Here is a 23,773-nt window from a genome sequence, read left to right as displayed (position 1 = left end):
GCCTCAGCGCAGCGCGCGCGGCAATACGACGCTGAAGCGGGAGCCGCCAAGCGTGGAACGCCCGACCTCGATGCGCCCCTCGTAGACCTTCAGGATGGCCTCGCACAGCGCCAGGCCGAGGCCGACGCCGCTGACCGCGCCGCCGCGCGCCGATGCGCCGCGGTAGAAGCGCTCGAAGAGGTGTGGCATGTCTTCCTCGGCGACGCCGGGGCCGTCGTCGTCGACGTCGATCCGGACAAAGCCGTCCTGCGCCGAAAGCGACACGCCGACATGGCCGGCCGAGCCGCAGAACTTGATGGCGTTGTCCAGCAGATTGGCGATCACCAGGCCCAGCGAGTTCTCGGCGATCTGCGCCCGCATGTCGGGCGCGGGCCGGTAGTGCAGTTCCACGCCTTGCCGCTGTGCCATGCCGCGCAGGCGTTGCACCGCGGACTCGACGACTGGTGCCAGATCCAGTGCCCCGACATGCGGCGCTTCCTGCCCCGCATCGAGGCGCGCGAGCGCGAGCAGCTCCTCGACCATCAGGGTCAGGCGCTCGACCTCGTCCAGGCAGGAACGCAGCGCATTCACGTAGTCGGCGCTCTCGCGCGGCCGCCGCAGCGTGATCTCCAGCTCGGCGCGCAGTCGCGACAGCGGTGAACGAAGCTCGTGCGAGGCGTCGGCCGTGAAGCGCCGCTGTGCCTCGAAGGACAGCTCGATGCGCATCAGCATGTCGTTGAGGGTGTCGACGAGGCGGCCGATCTCGTCCTGCGTGCCCGGATGCTGCAGGCGGGCGGCGAGGTTGGCGTCGCCAATGGCCCGGGCCTGCTGAACGACATCGCTGATGGCGCCGAATGCGCGCCGGGTCAGCAGCGCGCCGCCCAGTGTCACGACCACCACCAGCACGAAGCCCATCGCGGCGAACACATAGCCGGCCGAGCTGATCGCATGGTCGACGTCGTCCAGCGAGCCCGCCACCTGGACCGCCCAGGCGCTGCCATGGCCGCGTATGGGCACCGAGACGAGCCGGGTCGGCTCCTCGCCATAGTGGCGCAGCGTCTCGAAGACCGTCTCGCCGGCCTTGAGGCGCTCCAGCAGGGCAGGGGGCGTCGGCAACTGCGCATCCCCGAGATTGCCGCTGCGGGCGAGCACGCCGCCGCGGGCATCGATGATCTGCACCAGGCGGTCGAGCCGCGCGTAGGACGGCGGCGCCCTGCTGGCGCCGGCCTCGTGCACGCGCACCGGCAGGCGTGGGTTCTCGGCCAGGATGCCCGCCTCCTGCTCGGCCAGGGCCAGCAAGGCTCCGTCCAGTTGGCCGCGCAGGGCGTTCACCAGGCTCCAGTAGGTGACCCAGGCCGTGATCGCGAGGACGGCCGTGATCGAGACCAGGTGCACCAGGGCCAGGCGCCGACGGAAGCTAAGCATCGCCGACCGGCTTGATGCGGAAGCCGCGGCCGCGAACGGTCTCGACCAGGGGGGCGCTGCCCGCCGGGTCGACCTTGCGCCGCAGATTGCTCATGTGCGCGTCGATGAGGTTGTCGATGGCCAGCAGGTCGGCCTGCCAGACCTGCTCGGCCAGGCGCGACCGGCTGACGACCTCGCCCGGCTGGCGCATCAGGAACTGCAGGATCGCGTATTCCTTGGGCGTCAGTTCTATGGGTCTGCCGGCGCGGGTCACGCGTTGCGTGACCGGGTCCAGCGTCAACTCGCCCACGGCCAGCAGCGTGGGCCGGGTCAGCTCGGAGCGGCGCAGCAGCGCCCGTACGCGCGCCAGCAGTTCCTCGAACTCGAAGGGCTTGGTCAGGTAGTCGTCGGCGCCGGCATTGAGCCCGGCCACGCGGTCGGCCAGCGCGTCTCGGGCTGTCAGCATCAGCACCGGCACCTGCTGGCCACGCTCGCGCAGCCGCCGGCACAGCGAGACGCCGTCGCCGTCCGGCAGCATCCAGTCCAGCACGACGAGGCCATAGGTCGTCACGTAGGCCTTCTCGTCGGCCTCGGCGACGCTGAAGCTGGCGTCGACGACAAAACCTTCTTCCACGAGACCGCGCGTTAGCAGCTGCGAGGCCTTGCGGTCGTCCTCGACCAAAAGTATTCTCATCGTGACGTCCTTGCCTGCGCCGCAGTGTCGCATCGCTGGCGGCCGGCGATCCTGAAGAGAAATTCAGGAAGCCTTGGGCCTTTCTTCAGGCGGCACTTTCTATGCTCATGGGCGTACCAGTCGAGGTACAGCAACCCCGCGCGCCGTATCGGCCGCGCATCCGATCCATGCCAACAGGAGCCGCGATGGACCCCGCCCCTTGTCGGCGCCGGCAGGCGCCTGAATTCCCGCTCACGCCCATTCCCAGTCACTGGGCGGGACGCTGCATGGCCGGTCGCGACTAGCGGATGAGGTGGCTTGCGGCGCTCCGTCCGCAGGAGAACCACATGCTGCTCCGTTCGCTGCTCGATCTTTTCGCCCACCGCCGCGCCTTCCAGGCCACGCTGCAACGGCTGCGGCCTGCCCCCGTGGCCGCTCCGCGGCCCGGGCGCATGCCATTCCAGGGGCTGCTCGTCACCCTGCGCTGAGATCCAGCCCGCCACCGGGCGGGCTGTCTTTCCATTTGACCTTCCGGAGAGCTCCGATGAGTCTACCCCGCCTTCGTACCCATGTCCTGCCCTGCCTGATCCTGCCCTGCTGGCTGGCTGGCTGCAGCCCGGCCGATCCCACCGACGGGGCCGCCAGCGCGCCCACCTCGGCCGTGCAGCGCGAAGGCGCGCTCGCCGTCGTGCCGCCCGCGTCGCCGCTGCGCAAGAGCCTGGTCGTCGAGACGGCCCAGAACGGCATTGTCGAGCAGCCGATCAGCGCGCCCGGGTCCGTCGAGGCCTTGCCCGACCACCTCGTGAAGATCACGTCGCCCGTCACCGGCCGCGTCGAGCGCCTGCACCGCGCGCTGGGCGACGCGGTCCGCAAGGGCGATGCGCTCTTCACGCTGGACTCGTCCGACCTGAGTACGGCCTACGGAGACGCGGCCAAGGCCCGCGCCTCGCTGCAGCAGGCCGGGCGCGACCTGGAGCGCCAGAAGCTGCTGCTCGATGCGGACATTGCCGCCCGCAAGGACTTCGAGGCGGCGCAGCTCGCCTACAACCAGGCCGAGAGCGACGCCCAGGTCACGCAGGCGCGCCTGGCCCAGCTGGGCGCGAGCAACGCATCCGCGCGACGCCAGTTCGTGCTGCGCTCGCCGATCAACGGGCGCGTCATCGACATGAGCGGCGCCCAGGGTGGCTACTGGAACGACATCACCGCGCCGCTGATGACGGTGGCCGACCTGTCCACCGTGGCCGTCACGGCCGCCGTCGCCGAGAAGGATCTGGCCGCCGTCTTCGTCGGGCAGAAGGCACGCATCCTGCTGAACGCCTATCCCGGCGAGCCGATCAATGGCGAAGTGCGCTACGTCGGCGAGGTGCTGGACGTGGACACCCGCACGGTCAAGGTCCGGCTGCTGCTGGACAACCATGAGGGCAAGCTGCGCCCCGGCATGTTCGCCAAGGTCGTGTTCTCGGGTGCGTCCCATCCGGCCATCCTCGTGCCGGCCACGGCGGTGCTGCAGAGCGGCCTGTTCACGCGCGTCTTCGTCGAGAAGGCACCGTTCAAGTTCGAGGCCCGCCAGGTCACCGTGGGCGCCAGCATGGGCGACCGCGTCGAGATCCTGTCCGGGCTCAAGGCCGGCGAGCGCATCGTCGTGAAGGAAGGGGTGCTGCTCAATGATTGAACGCCTCGTCACCCTGTGTTTTGAGCGCCGCGTCATCGTCTGGCTGGTCTTCGCCTTCGTCGCGCTCTATGGCTGGTACAGCTGGAAGCAGCTGCCCATCGAGGCCTACCCCGACATCGCCGACGTGACGTCCCAGGTGGTCACGCAGGTGCCGGGCCTGGCCGCGGAGGAGGTGGAGCAGCAGATCACCGTGCCGCTGGAGCGCGAGTTGCTCGGCACGCCGGGCCTGCATGTGCTGCGTTCCAAGAGCACCTTCGGCCTCTCGCTGATCACCGTCGTCTTCAAGGACGGTGTGGAGGGCTACTGGTCGCGCCAGCGCCTGCAGGAGCGCATCGCGGGCGTGAGCCTGCCCTATGGCGCCCAGCCTGGGCTGGACGCCTACACCTCGCCCATCGGCGAGATCTACCGCTACACGCTGGAATCCAAGAGCCGCAGCTTGCGCGAGCTGTCCGAGCTGCAGTTCTGGACGGTCATCCCGCGCCTGAAGAAGGTGTCTGGCGTCATCGACGTGGCCAACTTCGGCGGCCTGACCACGCAGTTCATGCTGGAGCTGGACCCCGCCAAGCTGGTCCAGTACGGCCTCACGCTGCAGCAGATCAAGGACGCGATCAACGCCAACAACAGCAGCGCCGGCGGCAGCGTCATGAACCGCGGCGAGCAGGCCTACGTGATCCGTGGCGTCGGCCTGATCCGTTCGCTGGAGGACATGGGCAACGTCGTGGTCAACGCGAAGAACGGCACGCCGGTGCTGGTGCGTGACCTCGGCCGCCTGGCCTACGGCAACGTCGAGCGCCGCGGCATCCTCGGCAAGGACGACAACGCCGACACCATCGAGGGCATCACGCTGCTGCTGAAGGACGAGCATGCCTCGGCGGTCATCAAGGGTGTGCACGAGGCCGTGCGCGACCTCAACGAGCATCTGCTGCCCAAGGACGTCAAGGTCGTCCCCTACCTGGACCGCAGCTCGCTGATCGAGGCGACGACGCAGACGGTGGGCCACACGCTGATCGAGGGCGTGACCCTCGTGACGCTGGTGCTGCTGCTGTCGCTGGGCAGCTGGCGCGCCGCCTTCATCGTCGCGGTGACGATCCCGCTCGCGCTGCTGATCGCCTTCGTCTTCATGCGCCATCTGCAGATCCCGGCCAACCTGCTGTCGCTGGGCGCGATCGACTTCGGCATCCTCGTCGATGGGGCGGTCGTGCTGGTTGAGAACATCATGCGCCGGCGCGAGCAGCAGGAGGGGCGCCAGATCACTGCGGCCGACGCGATCACGGCGACGCTGCAGGTGGCCCGGCCGATCTTCTTCGGCATGCTGGTCATCATCGCCGCCTACCTGCCGCTGTTTGCCTTCCAGCGCATCGAGTACAAGCTGTTCTCGCCGATGGCCTTCGCGGTCGGCTCGGCGCTGATCGGCGCGCTGCTGTCGGCGCTGGCGCTGATCCCCGGCCTGGCCTGGCTGGCCTTCCGCAAGCCGCGGCGCGTGTTTCGCAACCGGCCGATGGACTGGCTGGTGGCGCGCTACCAGCGCTTCCTGGATGCCGCCATCGACAAGCGGCGCTGGGTGCTGGCCAGTTGTGTCGGCGCGCTGGCGGGCGTGCTGCTGCTGGGCTCGACCATAGGCCGCGACTTCCTGCCCTATCTCGACGAGGGTTCGCTATGGCTGCAGGTCACGCTGCCGCCCGGCATCACGCTGGACAAAGCCAGCGCGCTGGCCGGCGAGCTGCGCAACGCGACGCGCGAGTTTCCCGAGGTGTCCTACGTCGTCACGCAGACCGGCCGCAACGACGACGGCACCGACCCCTGGACGGTCTCGCACATCGAGGCCAGCGTCGGGCTGCATCCCTACGCGAGCTGGAAGTCCGGCATCAGCAAGCAGGACCTGATCGCCAAGCTGGATGCGCGCTACCGGCAGATCCCGGGCCTGAGCGTGGGCTTCATGCAGCCCATGATCGACGGCGTGCAGGACAAGCTGTCCGGCGCGCACACCGACCTGGTGGTCAAGATCTACGGCGAGAGCTTCGACGAGCTGCGCCGCATCGCCGGCGAGGTGGTCGCGACGCTGAACAAGGTGCCCGGTGCGGCCGATGTGGCCATCGACCAGGAGCCGCCGCTGCCGAACCTGAAGATCGATGTCGACCGTGCGGCCGCGGCCCGCTACGGCATCAACGCCAACGACGTCAGCGACCTGATCACGACCGGCATCGGCGGCGCGACCATAGGCCAGGTCTTCGTCGGCGAGAAGAGCTACGGCCTCACGGTGCGCTTCCCGGAGTCGGTCCGCAACAACCCCGAGGCGATCGCCGGCCTGATGCTGTCCGCGCCGGGCGGCGCCAAGGTCCCGCTGGCCCAGGTCGCCGGCATCCGCACGGTGGCGGGCGAGAGCACCATCACGCGCGAGAGCGCGCGCCGGCACCTGACGGTCAAGCTCAACCCGCGCGGGCGCGACCTGTCGGCCGTGCTGGCGGACGCACAGGCCGCCATCGAGCGGGAGGTGAAGTTCGACGCGCAACGCTATGAGCTCGTCTGGGGCGGGCAGTTCGAGAACCTGCAGCGCGCCCAGGCCCGCCTGGCGCTGATCCTGCCGATGACGCTGGGGCTGATGTTCCTGCTGCTGTTCGCGGAGTTCGGCAATCTGCGCCAGCCGGCCCTGGTGCTGGCCGTGGTGCCGCTGGCCACGCTGGGCGGGCTGGCCGCGCTGCACCTGCGCGGCATGACGCTGAACGTGTCCAGTGCCGTCGGCTTCATCGCGCTCTTCGGCGTCGCCGTGCTGAACGGGGTGCTGATGATTGCGCAGATCAACCGGCTGCGCCGCCAGGAGGGGCGCGCGCTGCGCGAAGCCGTCATCGAGGGCGCGCGCAGCCGCATCCGGCCCGTGCTGGTCACGGCCACCGTCGCCGCGCTCGGCCTGACGCCGGCCATGCTGGCCCAGGGGCTGGGCAGCGACGTGCAGCGCCCGCTGGCCACCGTCGTCGTCGGCGGGCTGGTGACGGCCACGCTGCTGACGCTGCTGCTGCTGCCCGCCCTCTACCAATGGATTGAAACCCGTGTCGAGGCCGTGGCGCAGCGACGCGCCCAGGCCGAAGCCCAAGCGGCCACGGCCCAGGAGACCGCATGATGCTGCGTCGATTTTTCCCGCTGGCGCTCGCCGCCACCGCCGGCCTGGCTGCAGCCCAGACCGACCCCGTCCGCTTTGCGCGCTATCTGGACGCCGTCGAGCAGCACAGTCTCGATCTCGCCGTCCAGCGGGAGGCCATCACGTCGGCGCGTGCCGGCGTGTCCATCGCCGGTGTGGCACCCGATCCCAGCCTGAGCTGGGACGTTGGCCCCAAGGAGTTCAGCCGCGAGGTCAACCCCAAGCCGCGCCTGGGTCAGTCGTTGAGCCTGAGCTGGACGTTGGAAACGGCCGGCAAGCGCGGTCGCCGCGTCAAGGCGGCCGAGAGCACCGTCGCGCTGACCCAGGCCAATGCCGAGGGTGTGAAGCACAACCTCTACAGCGCCGCGGCCGGCGCCTTTGCCGAGGCCTGCCGCACCCGCGAGGCGCTGCTGCGCCAGGAGGCGACGCTGCAGGCGCTGTCCGACGTCGTGCGCGCCAACGAGGTGCGCCGCAAGGCCGGCGACGTCGGCGGGCTGGAGCTGCTGCAGTCGCGCAGCGAGCGCGACCAGTACCAGGCTGCCGTCGTCAAGGCGCGGGCCGATGTGCGGGTCGCGCGCATCAACCTGGCGGTGCCTTTGAGCCGCAACCTGGCCGAGGTCTTCGGCGAGCAGCCGCTGGACTGCGCCTACCAGGCCTTCGAGCCCGGCGACGACGTCACCGCGCTCGTCGAGAGCGCGCTGCGCGGACGCGACGATGTGCTCATCGCGCGTGCAACCCTGGCCAATGCGCGCGACAGTGCCGATCTGGCACGCGCCAACCGCTATGTCGACCCCAGCGTCAGCCTCAGCTACGGCTACACGCCGCATGGCCGCAGCTCGGTCGACGCGGAAGGCCAGCCGGTGGACGGCTCGCCGCGTTCCAACACCCTGAGCCTGTCGGTGTCCATTCCCATTCCGCTGTCAAGACTGCAGCGGGGCGAACTGGTCCAGGCCGAGTCGGCGGTCACGCAGGCGCTGCTGGCCTTGCGCCAGACCGAGCTGAAGGCCGAGGCCGACGTCCGTGCCACGCATGCGCAGTTCCTGGCGGCGCGCGAGAACCTGGCCCGCTACCGCGACTCGGTGCTGGCGGACTCCCAGAAGGTGCTGGAAGGGATGCGCCTGTCCTACCGCAACGGCGCCGCCTCGCTGCTGGAGTTGCTGAACGCGCAACGCTCGGCAGACGATGCCTATCTCGCCTTTTTGCAGGCGCAGAGCGACCTGGCCAATGCCACGGTCCTGCTGCAGCTGAGCCTGGCGCAGCGGCCCAACCTGTGACCTTGGTCGCCGCCCAGAGGGTTCCTGGGCGGCGGTCGGGTCTCAGAGCAGGGCGAGGGCCGGTGTGGCGCTGCGTGCCAGCGCGGCGACGTCGCGCCACCGCGGGCGCTTGATGGCGCCCAGTCCGCGCGTGCCTGCGATCTCTGTGCGGGGCAGGGCGGCGATCCAGTGGCGGCCGCCGCGCAGCCCGCGGGCCTCGCGCAGCGTCACCAGCGCGCCGGCCGCGTTTGCATGGCACGGCAGGCCCACGGACAGCTCGCGGCCCAGCGGCAGGCGGCGCGCTGGCTCGGGCAGCTCGGCGGATGGCGGCGGCGCGCCGGCATGCAGGCCGGCCACCGGCGGCTCGCAGGCCAGGCCCAGGTTGGCCCGCAGCGGCGCCGCGCCGGCCGGTAACCCATCCACACAGGATGCCGGGGCGGGCGGCGTATCCTTGGGCATCCGACCGCGTCCATCGCCATGAATGCCCCGCTGCTGCCCCAGATCCTGCTCAGGCCCGGCCGGTCCGTGCAGGCCGACCTGGAACTCGCCACTGAAGGCGTGTTGCGCTACGTGTGGAGCAGCGAATGGGGCGACATGCTCATCGAGGTGATCGACGGGGTGGCGTACGTCAACGGCCAGCGCGTGGAAGCGGCGCCGGCCGGTTCCCGGTAAAGCGGGCGGTGCGGCATTTGCGTCGATGACGCCCGACCCGGGCGGCCCCGCGAATGCCGGTTGACGGCAAACAGGCAGGCCGCCTCGCGGCGGCCTGCAATCGACCCGCCCTTGCGGGGGGCGCTCAGACGCAGGTCACCGCAATGCCGGTGACGGCGCTATCGTTGCTATCGATGCTTCCGCTGCCGCCCGTGACGGTGCAGGTCTGGCCGGTGGGCTGGGTCGTGACGCTGACGCCGTAGGCTGCCGATGCCGGGAAGCTGTCCATGAACGCAAAACCGCCGTTGGACCCCAGCGACAGGCTGCTGACGCCATCGCTCAACGTGACAGTGGCGCCGGCCGCCAGCCCAGTCACCGTGCCGTTCAGCGTTCCCAGCCCATAGCAGGCGACCTGGACGCCGAGCACCGCATCGCCGGCACTGTCCAGGTTGCCCTGGCCGGCCGAGACGGCGCAGCTCTGGCCGGCGGGCGCCTGTGTCACCGAGACCCCATAGGCCGCGCCCGGGGCGAACATGTCGACGAAGCCGAAGAGGCCGTTCTGCGACAGCACGAGGTTCGACTGTCCGTCGCTCACCGTCAGGCTGCCGCCCGTGACGAGTCCGCTGACGGTGCCGTTCACGGTGCCCATGGCGACGCAACTGACGATCACGTTGCTGACGCTGTCGCCCGCCGCGTCGATGGTGCCGGCGCCGTTGATCGTCGCGCCGCAGGTCTGCCCGGCCGGCTGGGCCGTCACGCTCACCATGTAGGCCTGGCCGGCGCTGAAGCTGTCGGGGAAGCTGAAGCTGCCGGGGCCGGCGACCGTCAAGCTGCTGATGCCGTCGCTCAGCGTGACGCTGGACGCGACGCTCAGGCCGGAGACGGTGCCGCCCACGCTGATGTTGTTGACGCAGGAAACCATCACGTTGTCGATGGAATCACCTTCGTCGTCCGTCGTGCCGCTGCCGTTGGACACGCTGCAGGTCTGGCCGGGCGGCTGGGTCTGCACGGTGACCGCATAGGTGCTGTCTGCGCTGACGGTTCCGGGCATGTCGAAGGCGCCATTGCTGCCGACCATCAGCGTCGTGGTGGTCGGGCCTTCGGTCAGGGTCAGGTTGCTGCCGGTCGCCAGGCCGGACACCGTGCCGCCTATGGTGGCTTGGGCGCTGCCGCCGCCACAGGCGCTCAGTGCAAGGGCGGCGATCGCGGCGCAGGCGAGGGCGGTCAGTTTGCGAGCTGGCATGGGTACTCTCCTCGAAGGTCAAAGGGTTGGGTGGTATTGATTCCCCGGACCGAGCACCGGGAGCGTCGGTCCAGGGGCGTCGCCAGCATCTCCGTCCCGGCTTTCGGAGGCGTTGCGCGCGGAGCCCTCCCGGTTACGTTTGCAACTCGCGCCGGGCATCGGGCGGGGGAATGCTGGCGCTCCGTCCCGCCCGCGGGTTCGGGCTTCAGGAGCCTTGCTTGGGCATCTCCAGCGCGCGCATCTCGGCGCGGTGCCGTTCACGCAGCTCCTGGCGCTGCGCCCGGCGTGCCGCCAGCTTGGCCCGCTGATCCGCGGTGAGCACGTTGGCGGCCTCCACGCGGGCCTGCATGCGGCGCTTGCTCATCGTGTCCTGGACCGCGGCCATGCGCTGGCGCGTGGCTTCCACGGCGGCGGTGTCTATCGTCGGCGCCGCCATCAGCTTGCGCAACTCGGCGCGCAGCTGCCGGGACTGGGTGCGCTGGGGCATCAGGTCGGTCGCGGCCTTCTTGTAGATGGCGCGTATGCGCTGGATCTGATCGACCGAGGCACCGACCGCCCGCAGGTCGCGCGACCCCTTGCTCCAGTAGGCCCCGGCATGGGCGCGATGCGCATGGGGAGCTCCAGCCGGCGGGGCCTCGGCCCGCGCCGTACCCACATTGGCTGCCATTGCCAACGCGAGCAGCACGGCGGAGATGGGCGCGCGGGTATGGCGGTTGAGGGGCTGATTCATGATGGAACTCCTGGGTTGAAGGAAGTCCCGACGCTTCTGCCGTTGCGCACTTGTTACCCGCAGCACGGCAGACCCTGGATGAAGCCAGCGGCGCCGTCGGGTCACCATCGCTGGCTCGGGCTCGCGGTGAGCCTGGAGACGATGCTGGACCGCTCAGGTTGCGGCAGCGTTCCGCTGCGGCATGCGCATGTTTCAGTTGCAAACCCAATGCGAACAATCGTCCCGCCTGCGGCCGCCGGCGCAGGTTGCAAGTGTCATCTGGCCCGTTCTTGCCGACATTCAACGCTGCAGCAGACGCCGGATTCTTGTGCTGCCTGAGACCCGCAACCCGTGGGCCGGTCAGCAATGCAAGGAGTCTCGACATGAACACGCCTTCTGCCACTGGTGGCGCGACCCGTTCCACGCGCCTTGGTCTGACCTTCTGTGCCTTCATCTGCGCGCTGGGCGCGCTGGCGGGCTGCACCACCATCGGTGCCGGCTCCGGATCTGTCCGCAGCGGCGGTGGCCCGGTTTCCTTCAACTGGATCAGCAAGGACGGCGGCACCACCGGCAGCATGACTGCCACGCTCGCGAACGGCGGGGTCTACAGCGGCCCGTTCGTCCAGCTCACCAGCACCACGCGCATCGAGGTGCTCGAGCCGATGTGGCATGGCTGGCGCCGTGGCTGGGGTGACTGGCGCTACTGGGGGCCGTTCCCGGACACGGCCTTCGCGACGCAGTACAGCGGCAAGGTCGTCGCCAACCTGCAAGGCAGCGGTGAGCAGCGCATGCGCTGCCGCTTCCATCTCAACTCGCCGCAGTCCGGGATGAGTGGTGGTGGCCAGGGCGAATGCCAGCTCGGCGACGGCAGCACCGTTGACGCCGTGTTCGCGAAGTCCTGAAGCACCCGTGCGCGCGGCGTCTGGCCTCCCGCGACGCGCGCATGGCCTGGACCAAGCGGAGGCATGACGACCCGGGCGACCAGTGCCGGAGCCGGCGTCGTCGCAATCCTTTCAAGGAATGGACATGAATCCCATGAATCTCAAGCAATGGGCCGCGCTGGCCGGTGCGTTGGCAATCTCGGGTCTGGCCTGCGCCCATCCCCATGGTGGCCGCGGCGGCTTCGCCCAGAATCCCACCGTCGCCCAGGACCGGTCCACGCTGAAGACGGATTTCAGCCAACTGCGCAGCGACCGGGCGGCGGGCAACGCAGCGGCGGTGAGCACGGACCGCAGCAAGATCACGACGGACGAGACGCAACTGCACGCCGACCAGGCCGCCGTGCGCGCGGCGGTCAACAACTCCGCCACGGTGACGGCCGACCGGGCGACCCTGGCCTCGGACGGCAGCAAGATCGAGGCGGACTTCGCCCAGCTGCGCGCCGACCGCGCCGCGGGCAACACGACCGCCGTGGCCAGCGACCGCGCGACGCTTGGCACCGACCGCAGCACGCTGCGCTCCGACAACAAGCAGCTGACCACCGACATCAAGGCCGTCATCGCCCAGCCCCTGCGCTGACAGGCCGGATCCGGGCCGACGGACGGCCTGGCTCGCACCCGTTTCACCGCGGCGGCCACGGGTTGGCGGCGGCGGGTTCGCCATTCGGGCGCTGGCAAGAGCAAGCCCCCGATGCGCCGCACCGGGGGCGGGGCCGACGCCGGGGTTCAGCCCTGTCGCGCCAGCTGTGACTGCATGAGCAGGGCCAGGAAATGGATCTGCTGGCCGTCCAGCGGCTTGAGCAGATAGTCGGCCACGCAGGGGTGAAGCATCGCGCGCTCGATATCGGAGGCCAGGCTGGACGCGCTCAGCACGACGAGCACCTTGGCGCGCTGCTGCGCCGGCAGGCCTTCGTAGGCGGCGAGCACGTCGAACCCGCCCAGGTCCGGCATGTGCAGGTCCAGCAGCAGCAGGTCCAGCCCATGCCTGGGCGCTCGTCTCAGGTAGTCCAGTGCCGCCGCTCCGGAGCCCATCTCGAGACAGGTGCCGGCGATGCCGCCGCGCCGCAGCATGAGCTGGGTATGCCTGGCCATGAAAGGATCGTCGTCGACGACCAGTACGTTAAAAGACCGCATGGCCGGACGAACCGCGGGAGACGGCCTTCATCGACGGTCCCTGGAAGCGCATCGCAACCTCGGAGCGCGGCAGCGGCGCCATGTTGCGCACGAGGGCCGTCATGCCCGCGGCCTCGTCGGCCGCCCGGGGAACGATGCGATGGATGGCGAGGCCGGCGATGGTCGCCGTTGCCGGCGCATCCACCGCCACCATGGTCCTGCCGTTCGGGCCTGCCAGCGGCGAGACGCGCATGCCCTCGGCGTGGATGGGCGGGATGCCCGTCAGCACTGCCGGGGCGGTGGCGTCCGGCGCCGGCACCACGATGCCCGGCGAGGAACCCGGCGGCGCCGGGAGCACGCAGCGCCCCAGGCCGGTGCGATGCGGCTCGGCGGCGTCTGCCGAGCCCCAGTAGCCGGCCCGAAAGCGCATCTGCCCGTCCTGCGCGGCGTAACGCGGGCAGACCCAGCGGGCTTCCAGGCAGGGTGGCGCCGACCACATTGCGCGGGCCCAGACCCAGCCGTCCAGCCAGACCCAGTAGCCGCCGATCCAGACGGCGTCAGGAAACGGGCGGCGCGGCACGACCTGGACGAGCAAGGGCGGCGGCGGTTCGGGAACCTCCAGTTCGGGGGGGCGGAAGCGGGGCGGATCAATCCAGATGCTCCTGGCCGTCTGGCGCGGGGGCGGGGAATACAGGTACATGTCGTGGAACTCCAGTCAAGCCGCGAAGCGACTGGTGTCACTGTGAGCACCCCTTGTTGCCGGGGCCGCATGCCTGAGCGCCGGCTGGATTACATCTGCAACCTGCCGGCGCGCTGCAGCGCGTCGTGCAGGGCCCAGGCCATCTCCGAACGGGTCAGGGGCTTGGACAGGCAGGCGCAGACGCCGGCTTCCGCGGCGCGCTGCTCCAGCTTCTCGCCGCCCCAGCCGGTCGCAAGCAGGACGATGAGCTTGGGGCAGGCGGTCCGGGCCGCCTCCGCCAGCGCGGTGCCGGACAGCTGCGGCATGACCTCGTCCGTGAGCAGGATGTCGAAGCGCTCGGGCTCGGCCTGCAAGGCCTGCAGCGCCTCGCGGCTGGACGCCAGCCCGAATGGCTCGTACCCCAGGCCCGCCAGCATCTCCTCGGCGAGCCGTACCAGCCCCGGCTCGTCGTCCACCACCAGCACGGTTTGCCCGTTGCCGAGCGGAAGCTCCCGGGTCTGCGCACTGGCGTCGTTGACGGGCTGGGCCGACAGCGGCACATGGATGAAGAAGGCGCTGCCGCTGCCGGGTTCGCTTTGTACGTCGATGGCGCCCCCCAGCTCCTCGGTCACGCCGTGAACGATGGCCAGGCCCAGGCCCGTGCCGTGGCGGGGGCCCTTGGTGGTGAAGAACGGCTCGAACAGGCGCGAGCGGATGTCGTCAGGGATGCCGGGGCCGTTGTCGCTGACGCCGACGACCAGGTAGTGTCCGGCCGCCAACTCGCCTTCCGACAGCTTGAGCGGCGCCGTCGGGTGGGTGGTGCGCAGGCTCACGGTCACCTGCCCATGGCCCGCCAGGGCCTGCAAGGCGTTGGTGCACAGGTTCATCACCGCTTCGTAGAACTGCGTGGGATCGCCCTCGATGGCGGCGTCGGGCGCCTCCAGTGCCAGCTCGACGCGGACGTGGGGGGCGAGCGACGCCCTCAGCGTCTGCGCGACCTCGCTGACCACGGGTTGGGCCAGGAACACCACGCGCTTGCGCGGCGAGCCCCGGCTGAAGGACAGGATGCGCTCGACCACGGACTTGCCCCGGTAGCCGGCCTGCAGGATCTGGTCCAGGTGCCGGGACTGCTTGGAGTCGGCCTTGGCCTCGTCCCGGGCCAGCTCGCCATAGCCGATCACCGCGGCGAGGATGTTGTTGAAGTCATGCGCGACGCCGCCCGCCAGGTTGCCCAGCGCCTCCAGCTTGCGGGCCTGTTGCAGCTGGTCGTGAAGCCGCCGGCGCGCCAGGTCGGACCGCACCTCGGTCGAGATGTCCACGGCGGTGCCGTGGAAGATGCGCGCCTGGCCCTGGTCGTCGCGCTCGACATGGCCGCGCAGCTGGACGTGACGCCAGTCGCCGGGGCCGTCGCCGACGCGCAGGACGACGCTCACGTCGGTCGGGCCGCCGCGTTGGACGTCGCGCCAATGGGCGCGCAAGGTGGCGAGGTCCTCCGGATGCAGCCCCTCCTGCGGCACGGCCTCGGCGCGGCCGACGTCGGCACCGCGGGGCAGGCCCAGCAACTCCTTCATGCGCGGCGACATCGACACCTTGTTGGCTGGAATATTCCATTCCACATAGCCCTCGCGGGCGGCCTGGAACGCGCGGGACGCACGCTGCTGCTCGTCCAGCAGCACGGATTCGACCGCCTCCCGGCGGGCCTGCTCACGCCCGATCCGCGCGGACAGCCAGGCGGTGAGCAGCATGGCGATGCCGGCGGCGAACGCGGCGAACCCGCATTGGCGGCGCCAGTCGGCCAGGGCCAGCGTCGCGTCCCGCGTCACCACCACCATCAAGGGATAGCTGCGCAGCATGTGGGCCGCCACCAGGCGCCCATGCCCGTCATCGATCTGGAGCAGGCGCGGCACCTCGGGATGCGGGTCCTGCCAAAGGCGCTCCATTGCCAGGCGAGGCAGTAGCTTGGCGCTGCCGTCGCCCGGGCCGTCGGAGACCAGCGCCCGGTCGCGCCTGTAGATGGCCAGTGAGGTGTCGTCGGTGGGCGCGATGCGGTCGAAGTCGCCATCCAGGAACTCCGGATCGGCCAGCAGGACGACGGCGCCCCTGAACTGCCCGTCGCTGTCCCGCCAGTCCTTGGAGACGGCGATGCTCGGCTGTCCGTCGGACCTGCTGACGCGGGGCTGGGCGATGAAGATCTGGCCTGGCGGCCCGTCACGCGCTGCCAGAAAGAAATCCCGATCGGCCGACGAGACGGGCGGCGCAGGATCGCCGCGGGACGTGGCCACGCGCATGCCCTGGGCGTCCACGATGCCCAGCGCACGGAACTTGGGCAGGCCCGCCACCCGAGCTTGCAGCAGGCCATGCGTGTCATAGGACTGCGGCACCAGCATGCCCTTGCTGAGCTCCTGTCGCGTCGTCTCCAGCGTGGCGTTGGCGATGTCCAGCACGCCGTCGGCCTGCGCGGCCATGGCGGCCGACAGCGAGGCCAGCGTGGCCAGCTCGCTGCGCAGCGTCTGCTGGCGCAGCGCCCACAGCGCGCCGGCCACCACCAGCGCAACCAGGACCTCCAGCACGATGACGATGACCCGCCACTGGAAGCGGGCAGACTTGGGATGCTCCATGCGACGCCAAGCTTATTCGAGCGGGCCGGCTCGCCGGCTTACAGTTGCAGCGTCGTCCTGCGAAGTGACCATGCAACCATGACCACCTCTGCACCCGCCAGCCACCACCTCCTCGTCGTCGACGATGACCCGGCCCTGCGCCAGCTGCTGGATGAGTACTTCAGCGCCAACGAGCTGCGCGTCACCTGCGTGGCGACGGGGGCCCAGATGTTCGAGGCCTTCGACCGGGAGGCGATCGATCTGGTCATCCTGGACCTGCGCCTGCACGGCGAGGACGGCCTGAACCTCGCGAGGCAGCTGCGGGAACGCGCCTCCGTGCCCATCATGCTGCTGACCGGCAAGTCGGAGGAGGCCGATCGCGTCATGGGGCTGGAGCTGGCCGCGGACGACTACGTGACCAAGCCCTTCAGCCCGCGCGAGCTGCTGGCGCGGGTGCGGGCGGTGCTGCGGCGCTACCAGGCGCAGACGGAGCTGAACTCGCGGGACGAGAAGCGCCGGGCCTACCGCTTCGCGGGCTGGGAGTTCAACCTGCGCACGCGGCGCCTCACCGCGCCGGACGGCAGCCAGCTGGAGCTGGCCAACAACGAGTTCAGCCTGCTGGCCGCGTTCTGCAGCGCCCCGCAGCGCGTCCTCAGCCGCGACCAACTGCTCAGCCTGTCCCGGCTGCACAACGCCGAGGTCTACGACCGGACCGTGGACGTGCAGGTCCTCAGGCTGCGGCGCAAGATCGAGCCGGACCCCTTCCATCCCACGCTGATCGTCACCGAGCGCGGCGCCGGCTACCTCTTCGACACCACGGTCGAGACCTTGTACTGAAGGCCATTGCCGTCCGGTGCGTTGGCGGCGGGCGGCCCGCGGCCGGCCTAGCGCGCCAGCGTGACGGTGGCGGCGGTGCATGTGGGGTCGGGGTGGAGCACCGCCAGCCGAACGCGCTGCTCGGGCGTCAGTGTCGCCATCAGGTCCATCATGTGCTGAGTGCGTCGCTTGCTGGCCATTGCGTGCAGGCCCAGCTGCTGCTGGCGCAAGGCCTCGACGGCCACGGCATTCACCTTGGGCGCCAACATGAGCCGTGCCATCTGCGCGTTCAGCTCCTGAGTCTGGGCCCAGTAGGCATGGGCATCGTCCGAGGCGTCCGCCAGAATGGCACGAATGTGCGTGCGCTGCTCCAGCGTCGGGCTGATCGAGTCCAGCGCCGGCCCGCTGAGCATGCGGCGCAGGGAGCCGACGCCGTCGTCCCGGTAGGCGCAATGCTCCTGGGCCTGGGCGGGGCCGGCGAGCGTCACGGCGGCCAGCATGAGCAGGAGCGTGGCGCAGCGCGCGACCTCCCTCGCCGCTGCCGCCGCGTGCCCGACCGAATGCGCGATGCCTTGTTTCACGGTGCCTCCGGCTTGACCGGCCAGGGGCCGGGCCTAGAACCCGACCTTGAGGCCGAGGACGGCCTCGCCGACGCGGGGCTGGCTGTCGAAGGCGTTGCTGAAGCGGTATTGCTGGTAGCCCAGGCGCACCGCAATGGTGGGCGTCAGGTCGTACTGCAGGCCGCCCCCCAGCTTCAGCGCCGGGCTCGAATCGTTGCCGTTCGTGGTGGAAAAATGCCCTTGCGCGGCGCCCACCGTGCCGTACAGCGAGACCTTGGGCACCAGTTCGAGGCGGCCTATCGCGTCGAGGTAGGCGCCATGCGCGTTGACGGTGCCGTTCGCGTCCCGGCCGCGACCCAGGCTGAAGTAGCCGCCCTCCAGGCCGAAGTTGGAGTTGAAGTCGTAGCCGGCCCCCAGCGACACCCCGGCCCGGCCGCTGCCGGAGCCGACGCCGTTGACGCCATTCCTGTAGTCCGGCGCGGTGATCGATCCGGTCACGTAGGCACCGTCGGCCTTCGCCGACGCCGCGCCCAGCGACAGGGCGACGATCAGCAGGGCGCCGGAGAGGGGGCGAAGGGCATTGCGCATGGTGGATCTCCAGAGGCTCGCGTCAGGATTGGCACGCTGACCGGACTGTCGATCTCAAGGCGCATGAAGGAATTTCGCTGCCGGGCGGGATTGCTACGTTTGCAACGCAGCCGCAACACACGGCCCGCAGCCCGGTGCGATCTCGCCGGGCTGCGGGCGCGCCTCAGACGTGCAGTGCGGCCAGGCCACCCAGCACGATGCCCAGGCCGCCGGCGACGAGGGTGGCCCATTCCATCCAGCGGCGCCGGGTCAGCAGCGCGATCGCCGCCAGCGCGATGGAGATCTGCAGGGCCGTCGTCGCCTGGGCCCAGCGGTGGTGCTGGTGCAACTGTTCCCCGCTCTTCGCGTCGAACTGGCTGGACTCCCGCTCCAGCGCCTCGGCGGCTGCCTTGATGTCGGCCTTCTCCTTCTCGTAGCGGGCCACCTTGTCCCGGTACTTGGCCTTCTGCTCCTCGCCGCTGCTCAGCTCCTGTGCCAGCTCAGCGAGGTTTTGCTTGCTGCTCTTGGCCTGGTAGTAGTTCCACTGGTTGCTGGCCTCGGTCTTCTTGATGGCCGCGTCGTTCTTGAGCAGGCCGGCATTGGCCTGGGTCGCGCCGCCCATGTAGGAGAAGAAGGCGCCGACGGTGGCCAGGATGGCCGTGATGACGGCCAACTGGCCGGCAAAGCCCCTGGGCTCGTGCTGGGCGGCGTGCTCCAGCTCATGCTCGTGCGGGCCGTGGACGTGGAAGTCCTTTGACATGGGGTCTAGTCCTTGCGCAAATAGTCGACGAAATCGAAGGCCGGGCCGGTCGCGCCTCTGTGGGCTTCGCGCGCGGCCTCGGTGAAGTGCTCCCGCGGCCAAGCCGGGAAATGCCGGTCTGCATCCGGGCAGGCGATGTCCACCTCGGTCAGCGCCAGCCTGTCGGCCAGCGGCAGCGCCAGCGCATAGATCTCGCTGCCGCCGATGACGCAGACCTCGGGCTCGGCCGCGCAAGCGGCCAGCGCCGCTTCCAGGCTGGCGAACACCTCCGCGCCCGGCAGCGCCCTGACGGAGCGGCTGACGACGAGGTTGCGCCGCCCGGGCAGCGGACGGAACCGGGGCGGCAGCGAGTCCCAGGTGCGCCGGCCCATGACGACGGGCTTGCCCGCCGTCAGCGCCTTGAAGCGCGCCATGTCCTCCGGAATATGCCAGAGCAGCGCGTTGTCGCGCCCGATGGCGCCGTCCTTGGCGACGGCGGCGACCAGCGTGATGCGGCTCATACGGCCACCGGTGCCTTGATGGCCGGATGCGGGTCGTAGCCGCTCAGCTCGAAGTCCTCGAACTCGTAGTCGAAGATGCTCGCCGGCCGGCGCTTGATCGTCATGGTGGGGCAGGGCCGCGGCGCGCGGGCAAGCTGGGTCTGCACCTGCTCCACATGGTTGTCGTAGATGTGGCAGTCGCCGCCGGTCCAGATGAAGTCGCCCAACTGCAGCTCGCATTGCTGGGCCAGCATCATCGTCAGCAGCGCGTAGCTGGCGATGTTGAAGGGCACGCCGAGGAAGATGTCGGCGCTGCGCTGGTAGAGCTGGCAGGAGAGCTTGCCGTCGGCCACGTAGAACTGGAAGAAGGCGTGGCAGGGCATCAGTGCCATCTTGGAGAGGTCCGCCACGTTCCATGCGCTGACGATGATGCGGCGGCTGTCCGGGTTGGTCTTGAGCGTCTTCACGACCTCGGCGATCTGGTCGATGTGGCCGCCGTCGGGCGTGGGCCAGGAACGCCACTGCACGCCGTAGACCGGACCCAGGTCACCATCGGGGCTGGCCCATTCGTCCCAGATCGTCACGCCGCGCTCCTGCAGCCAGCGCACGTTGCCGTCCCCACGCAGGAACCACAGCAACTCCAGGATGATGGACTTCAGGTGCACCTTCTTGGTCGTCACCAGCGGGAAGCCAGCCGCAAGGTCGAAGCGCATCTGGTGGCCGAACACGCTGCGCGTGCCCGTGCCGGTGCGGTCGCTCTTGTGCACGCCATGCTCGAATACATGGCGCATGAAATCTTCGTAGGGGGTGGGGACGGGGGCAGTCATCGCGTGAGGTGCAGGGCCGGGCGGGGATTATCCGGCGCGGCGTGGCAAGTTGTCGGCTCGGCCCCGAGGAAGAAACGCCGCCGCCCGGCAGTCGCCCGGAGCCGTCTGCTTGGGCCCGCCTGCAAGGCGGGCCCGGCGTCGGCGAAGCCCGGTTGGCGCTCCATCGAGCGCTCGGTTTTCGCCATCCGGGACGCGTGCTGCCGCGAGCCTACTTGCTGCGAGCAAGCGTCATGGCCCGACCGTCCTTGAGTGTCGACTGCAGCGTCTTGCCGTCAACGAGCTTGAGGGTGGCGGTTTCATCAATGCAACCCTTCAGGACCTTCGCCCCCTGGATCGCGATGACCATCTCGGATGCGGTCTGGGATACCACCGAGACCGGAATGTCCCGGTTCGCGCACTGGTCGACGGTCGTGTAGTTCACCTTCTGGGCGTAGCGCATGGTGCCGCTCCCCTTCGCGATAGTCAGATTGACCTGAATCTGACCAGCACTGGGGCTCGTCGCCGGACCGCTCCATTTCCCATCAAACGTCGACTGCTGCGCAGATGCAAACGACGTGAACAGCACCAGGAGCGAGGCAAACTTGGTTGAGGTACGCATGTTGTGATCTCTCATTGGTTGGTAGGTATGGACTGCCAGGCTTGGACGCCCTGACAGGAAGGTCAGGATCAATGGCGGCCTAATCGTGTTTCACCTCCTTCAAATGGGTCATGCGAGCCGATGCCCGTCCATTGGCCAGGGAATGCCGACTGCGCTTCCAGCGCGCCGGCAATCACTGCAATGAACGATGGAACTGTGGCGGCAAGACAGGACGTAGGCAAGACCTGTCCGTCCTTGATCTAGGGCCCAAGCCATATCCGCATCATCAGCGTGCAGGTCGTCCAACCGTTCCCCATGGGGCCGCCGCAGATGCTCCGCCTGGTCGCGTACGCGCCGACGTGAAACGGCTGCGGGTCGCACGGCTGCGCGAATGCCACGATCCCTTCTTCCGTGACGGTGTGACGTGCATGGGGCATCCGGTTGGTCGGGATGCCCGTGGGGGCGGCCGCACGGGCCGCGTTGCTGGAACCTGCCTTCCTGCCTGCCTGCCGGGACCTTGAGGGGCGCCGGCGGCTCCGTTACGGCGTCAGCAGCAGGCGCAGCAGGCGCTGCATCACGGGCGCGATCTCTGTGCCCATGGTCGCCAGGTCGGGTTGGCGCACGCTCATCGCGGTCAGGCCGTTGAAGAGTGCGCCCAGCATCATCGCGCGCGCGGTGATCTCGGCGGCGGGCAGTTGCTCCGCCCGAGGGCCAAGGGTCTGGCGGATCAGGTCCTCGACCTTGGCGAGCACCTGCGCCTGCGCCCGCTGCAGCACGGCGGCCAGCGCCGGATTGCGGCTGGCCTCGGCGAGGATCTCCAGCGTCAGCGCGGCATCGGCCACCTTGGTGGAGTCGTCGAACGCGGAGTGGGTCTCGGCCAGCATCGCCTGCAGCACGTCGTCCTCTCGCTGCAGGTCGATGATGCGCTGCACGACGGCCGCGCAGTCGTGCTCGACGATGGCGGCGATGACGTCGTCCTTGTTCTGGAACAGGTTGTAGATGTGGCCCGGGCTCATGCCCGCCGCCTTCGCGATCTCCGCCATGCTGGCGGCATGGAAGCCGCGCCGGCGGAAGGCGCTGGCGGCGGCGTCCAGCACCTGCTGGCGGCGGGCGAGGGTGCGATCGGTGGAGACGGTAGACATGGCGGTTGCGAAGGGGTCAGGACGCGGATTGTCGTGGCGACTGCTCCAAGACACCGCCGCCCAGGGCCTTGTACAGCGTCACGCGGTTGACCTGCCGGGCCAGCCGCACCGAGATCAGGCCCTGCTGGGCCGCGTACAGCGAGCGCTGCGCGTCCAGCGTCGCGAGGCGGTCGTCCACGCCGGCGCGAAAGCGCGCCTCGGCCAGTTGCAGCGCATCGGTGCTGCGCTCCACCAGACGCTGCTGCGCCTGCAGCTGCTGGGCCATCGTGGTGCGATCGGCCAGCGCGTCGGCCACCTCGCGGAAGCCCGACTGGATGGCCTTCTCGTACTGGGCCACCGCGATGTCGCGGTCCACCTCGGCCACCTTCAGGTTGGCGCGGTTGCGGCCGGCGTCGAAGATGGGCAGCGTCAGCTGCGGCACGAAGCTCCAGAAGCCATGGCCGCCGCGGAACAGGCCGTCCAGGTCGGCACTGGCGCCGCCGGCGCTGGCCGTCAGCGTGATGCGCGGGAAGAAGGCGGCACGCGCCGCGCTGATGTTGGCCTCCGTGGCCTGCAATCGGCGCTCGGCCTGCTGCACGTCGGGGCGCGCCAGCAGCACCTCGGCCGGCAGACCGGCGGGCAGCTCGGCCTGCAGCGTCGCCGCCACGGTGGTGTCCTGGCGGGGCCATTGGTCGGCCGCCAGCGGCTGGCCTACCAGCAGCTCCAGCGCATGGCGGTCGGCGGCGACCTGCCCCGTGAGCCGGGCGAGGTCGGCCTGGGCCGACTCGACGGCGATCTCGGCCTGGCGAAGGTCCAGCGTCGACGCGACGCCGGCGGCCTGCAGCCGCTGGCTCAGGCGCAGGCTGTCCTGGCGGCTCAGCAGCGTCTGCTCGGTCAGCGCCAGGCGCTCCTGGTCGGCCGCAAGCGTCAGCCAGCTGCCGGCCAGCTGCGCGATCAGGCTGATGCGCGCGCCGCGTTGCGCGTCCTCGGTGGCGAGGTAGCTGGACAGCGCCGCATCCGTGAGGCTGCGCACGCGGCCGAACAGGTCCAGCTCGTAGGCGCTGATGCCCAGCGTGGCGCTGTACTGGCGGGCGATGCCCGGCTGCTCGCCGCCGCTCAGCGGGGCGGGCAGGCGCTGGGCCGACTGGCCCAGGCCTGCATTCACAGAGGGCAACTGGTCGGCGCGCTGCACGCCGTACTGCGCGCGGGCGCGCTCCACGTTCAGCATGCCCACGCGCAGGTCGCGGTTGTTCTGCAGGGACAGCTCGATCAGGGCCTGGAGCTGCGGGTCCGTGAAGAACTCGCGCCAGCCCAGTTCGGCGGCGCGCTTGGTGGCCGCCGCATCGCCGGCCGGCACGGGCCATTGCTGGGCCACCGGCGCGGCAGGGCGCTGATGGGCGGGAGCCAGCGTGGAGCAACCGGCCAGGGCCAGGCTGGCCGCCAGCAGCGTGGGCAGGAAGATCTTCATCTCGATGGCCATGTCAGTGGCCCTCCTGAACTTGGACTTGGGGGAGTGGCGCGGCCCGGCGGGCCGGGAACCAGCGCTGTACCGCGACGAAGAACACCGGCACGAAGAAGATGCCCAGGAAGGTGGCCGCCAGCATGCCGCCCAGCACACCGGTGCCGATGGCGTTCTGGCTGCCCGAGCCCGCGCCGGTGGCGATAGCCAGCGGCAGCACGCCCAGCGCGAAGGCCAGCGACGTCATCAGGATGGGGCGCAGCCGCAGGCGCACGGCCTCCAGCGTGGCGGCGACGGCGTCCTTGCCGTGCTCCATCTGCTCCTTGGCGAACTCGACGATCAGGATCGCGTTCTTGGCCGACAGGCCGACCGTGGTCAGCAGACCCACCTGGAAGAACACGTCGTTCGCCAGGCCGCGGGCGAGCGTCGCTGCAATCGCCCCGAAAATGCCCAGCGGCACCACCAGCATCACCGCAAACGGAATCGACCAGCTCTCGTAGAGGGCAGCCAGACACAGGAACACCACCGATAGCGAGACGGCGTACAGGGCGGGCGCCTGCGAA

At 69.9% G+C, this 23,773-nt stretch carries 25 protein-coding genes; 8 read left to right on the top strand and 17 right to left on the bottom strand.

All coding sequences use genetic code 11. From position 1 onward, the window contains the following. Positions 1-3: 3 nt before the first annotated feature. Together JOY88_RS16155 and JOY88_RS16150 are read right to left on the bottom strand one after the other, a co-directional pair. Positions 4-1,404 (bottom strand): sensor histidine kinase, encoded by a 1,401-nt coding sequence (locus JOY88_RS16155; protein ID WP_293503659.1) that lies wholly within the window; start codon positions 1,402-1,404, stop codon positions 4-6. Further along, complete coding sequence (locus JOY88_RS16150; protein WP_293503658.1) at positions 1,397-2,077, bottom strand: response regulator transcription factor; 681 nt, start codon at positions 2,075-2,077, stop codon at positions 1,397-1,399. The genes JOY88_RS16155 and JOY88_RS16150 overlap by 8 nt, the downstream gene beginning before the upstream one ends. A 326-nt stretch (positions 2,078-2,403) precedes the next feature. Between JOY88_RS16150 and JOY88_RS16145 the strand changes: the two genes are divergently transcribed. From JOY88_RS16145 to JOY88_RS16130, 4 genes are read left to right on the top strand one after another with little or no spacing between them, the layout of a single operon-like run. Then, positions 2,404-2,544: a hypothetical protein gene (locus tag JOY88_RS16145; protein WP_293503657.1), complete on the top strand. Its 141-nt coding sequence runs from the start codon at positions 2,404-2,406 to the stop codon at positions 2,542-2,544. A gap of 56 nt (positions 2,545-2,600) precedes the next feature. Next, positions 2,601-3,728: an efflux RND transporter periplasmic adaptor subunit gene (locus tag JOY88_RS16140; protein ID WP_293503656.1), complete on the top strand. Its 1,128-nt coding sequence runs from the start codon at positions 2,601-2,603 to the stop codon at positions 3,726-3,728. Beyond that, complete coding sequence (locus JOY88_RS16135) at positions 3,721-6,843, top strand: efflux RND transporter permease subunit (RefSeq protein ID WP_293503655.1); 3,123 nt, start codon at positions 3,721-3,723, stop codon at positions 6,841-6,843. The genes JOY88_RS16140 and JOY88_RS16135 overlap by 8 nt, the downstream gene beginning before the upstream one ends. Then, positions 6,843-8,135 (top strand): TolC family protein, encoded by a 1,293-nt coding sequence (locus tag JOY88_RS16130; protein WP_293503654.1) that lies wholly within the window; start codon positions 6,843-6,845, stop codon positions 8,133-8,135. The genes JOY88_RS16135 and JOY88_RS16130 overlap by 1 nt, the downstream gene beginning before the upstream one ends. A gap of 42 nt (positions 8,136-8,177) precedes the next feature. Here the strand turns inward: JOY88_RS16130 and JOY88_RS16125 are convergent, their stop codons facing one another. Then, positions 8,178-8,573: a hypothetical protein gene (locus JOY88_RS16125; protein WP_293503653.1), complete on the bottom strand. Its 396-nt coding sequence runs from the start codon at positions 8,571-8,573 to the stop codon at positions 8,178-8,180. 18 nt (positions 8,574-8,591) lie between these two features. Between JOY88_RS16125 and JOY88_RS16120 the strand changes: the two genes are divergently transcribed. After that, complete coding sequence (locus JOY88_RS16120) at positions 8,592-8,786, top strand: hypothetical protein (protein ID WP_293503652.1); 195 nt, start codon at positions 8,592-8,594, stop codon at positions 8,784-8,786. Positions 8,787-8,910: 124 nt separating this feature from the next. Here JOY88_RS16120 and JOY88_RS16115 read toward each other — a convergent pair whose 3' ends face one another. Then, positions 8,911-10,008, bottom strand: a complete 1,098-nt coding sequence (locus tag JOY88_RS16115) for a hypothetical protein (RefSeq protein ID WP_293503651.1) — start codon at positions 10,006-10,008, stop codon at positions 8,911-8,913. A 205-nt stretch (positions 10,009-10,213) separates the two neighbouring features. After that, complete coding sequence (locus JOY88_RS16110; RefSeq protein WP_293503650.1) at positions 10,214-10,738, bottom strand: Spy/CpxP family protein refolding chaperone; 525 nt, start codon at positions 10,736-10,738, stop codon at positions 10,214-10,216. A gap of 362 nt (positions 10,739-11,100) precedes the next feature. Between JOY88_RS16110 and JOY88_RS16105 the strand changes: the two genes are divergently transcribed. Both JOY88_RS16105 and JOY88_RS16100 read left to right on the top strand, forming a co-directional pair. Next, on the top strand, positions 11,101-11,619 hold the full coding sequence (locus JOY88_RS16105) for a hypothetical protein (protein WP_293503649.1): 519 nt from the start codon (positions 11,101-11,103) through the stop codon (positions 11,617-11,619). Positions 11,620-11,743: 124 nt separating this feature from the next. After that, positions 11,744-12,235: a hypothetical protein gene (locus JOY88_RS16100; RefSeq protein WP_293503648.1), complete on the top strand. Its 492-nt coding sequence runs from the start codon at positions 11,744-11,746 to the stop codon at positions 12,233-12,235. 146 nt (positions 12,236-12,381) lie between these two features. Here JOY88_RS16100 and JOY88_RS16095 read toward each other — a convergent pair whose 3' ends face one another. The 3 genes from JOY88_RS16095 to JOY88_RS16085 all read right to left on the bottom strand — a co-directional run bounded on the left by JOY88_RS16095 (position 12,382) and on the right by JOY88_RS16085 (position 16,065). Continuing rightward, positions 12,382-12,789 carry a response regulator gene (locus tag JOY88_RS16095; RefSeq protein ID WP_293503647.1) on the bottom strand — a complete coding sequence of 136 codons (408 nt, stop codon included), beginning with the start codon at positions 12,787-12,789 and terminating at the stop codon, positions 12,382-12,384. After that, positions 12,776-13,468 carry a hypothetical protein gene (locus JOY88_RS16090; RefSeq protein ID WP_293503646.1) on the bottom strand — a complete coding sequence of 231 codons (693 nt, stop codon included), beginning with the start codon at positions 13,466-13,468 and terminating at the stop codon, positions 12,776-12,778. The genes JOY88_RS16095 and JOY88_RS16090 overlap by 14 nt, the downstream gene beginning before the upstream one ends. Before the next feature lie 89 nt (positions 13,469-13,557). Next, a complete protein-coding gene (locus JOY88_RS16085) occupies positions 13,558-16,065 on the bottom strand; it encodes an ATP-binding protein (protein ID WP_293503645.1) in 2,508 nt (835 codons plus the stop codon). Positions 16,066-16,143: 78 nt separating this feature from the next. Between JOY88_RS16085 and JOY88_RS16080 the strand changes: the two genes are divergently transcribed. Continuing rightward, on the top strand, positions 16,144-16,881 hold the full coding sequence (locus JOY88_RS16080; RefSeq protein WP_293503644.1) for a response regulator: 738 nt from the start codon (positions 16,144-16,146) through the stop codon (positions 16,879-16,881). A gap of 47 nt (positions 16,882-16,928) precedes the next feature. Here the strand turns inward: JOY88_RS16080 and JOY88_RS16075 are convergent, their stop codons facing one another. The 9 genes from JOY88_RS16075 to JOY88_RS16035 form a co-directional block, all read right to left on the bottom strand. After that, positions 16,929-17,441: a Spy/CpxP family protein refolding chaperone gene (locus JOY88_RS16075; protein WP_293503643.1), complete on the bottom strand. Its 513-nt coding sequence runs from the start codon at positions 17,439-17,441 to the stop codon at positions 16,929-16,931. 33 nt (positions 17,442-17,474) lie between these two features. Then, positions 17,475-18,008 (bottom strand): outer membrane beta-barrel protein, encoded by a 534-nt coding sequence (locus tag JOY88_RS16070; protein WP_293503642.1) that lies wholly within the window; start codon positions 18,006-18,008, stop codon positions 17,475-17,477. Between the two features lie 163 nt (positions 18,009-18,171). Continuing rightward, positions 18,172-18,747 (bottom strand): DUF4337 domain-containing protein, encoded by a 576-nt coding sequence (locus JOY88_RS16065; protein ID WP_293503641.1) that lies wholly within the window; start codon positions 18,745-18,747, stop codon positions 18,172-18,174. Positions 18,748-18,752: 5 nt separating this feature from the next. After that, positions 18,753-19,247 (bottom strand): dihydrofolate reductase, encoded by a 495-nt coding sequence (locus tag JOY88_RS16060; RefSeq protein WP_293503640.1) that lies wholly within the window; start codon positions 19,245-19,247, stop codon positions 18,753-18,755. Then, entirely contained in the window at positions 19,244-20,053 is an 810-nt protein-coding gene (locus JOY88_RS16055; RefSeq protein ID WP_293503639.1) for a thymidylate synthase, read from the bottom strand. Before JOY88_RS16055 ends, JOY88_RS16060 begins: the two co-directional genes overlap by 4 nt. 208 nt (positions 20,054-20,261) lie before the next feature. Beyond that, positions 20,262-20,651, bottom strand: coding sequence for a hypothetical protein (locus JOY88_RS16050; RefSeq protein ID WP_293503638.1), 390 nt, complete (start codon positions 20,649-20,651; stop codon positions 20,262-20,264). Between the two features lie 518 nt (positions 20,652-21,169). After that, positions 21,170-21,772, bottom strand: a complete 603-nt coding sequence (locus JOY88_RS16045) for a TetR/AcrR family transcriptional regulator (protein WP_293503637.1) — start codon at positions 21,770-21,772, stop codon at positions 21,170-21,172. A gap of 16 nt (positions 21,773-21,788) precedes the next feature. Next, the gene (locus JOY88_RS16040; protein ID WP_293503636.1) at positions 21,789-23,231 is read right to left on the bottom strand and encodes an efflux transporter outer membrane subunit; all 1,443 of its coding nucleotides are present in this window, start codon (positions 23,229-23,231) and stop codon (positions 21,789-21,791) included. A 1-nt stretch (position 23,232) separates the two neighbouring features. Then, a partial coding sequence (locus JOY88_RS16035) for an efflux RND transporter permease subunit (protein WP_293503635.1) occupies positions 23,233-23,773 on the bottom strand: 541 nt, incomplete at its 5' end.

This window comes from Roseateles sp., assembly GCF_019237615.1.
Lineage (GTDB): Bacteria > Pseudomonadota > Gammaproteobacteria > Burkholderiales > Burkholderiaceae_C > Pelomonas.
Note: the sequence above shows the minus strand (reverse complement) of the source record. Positions and strands in the feature narration are given on the sequence as shown.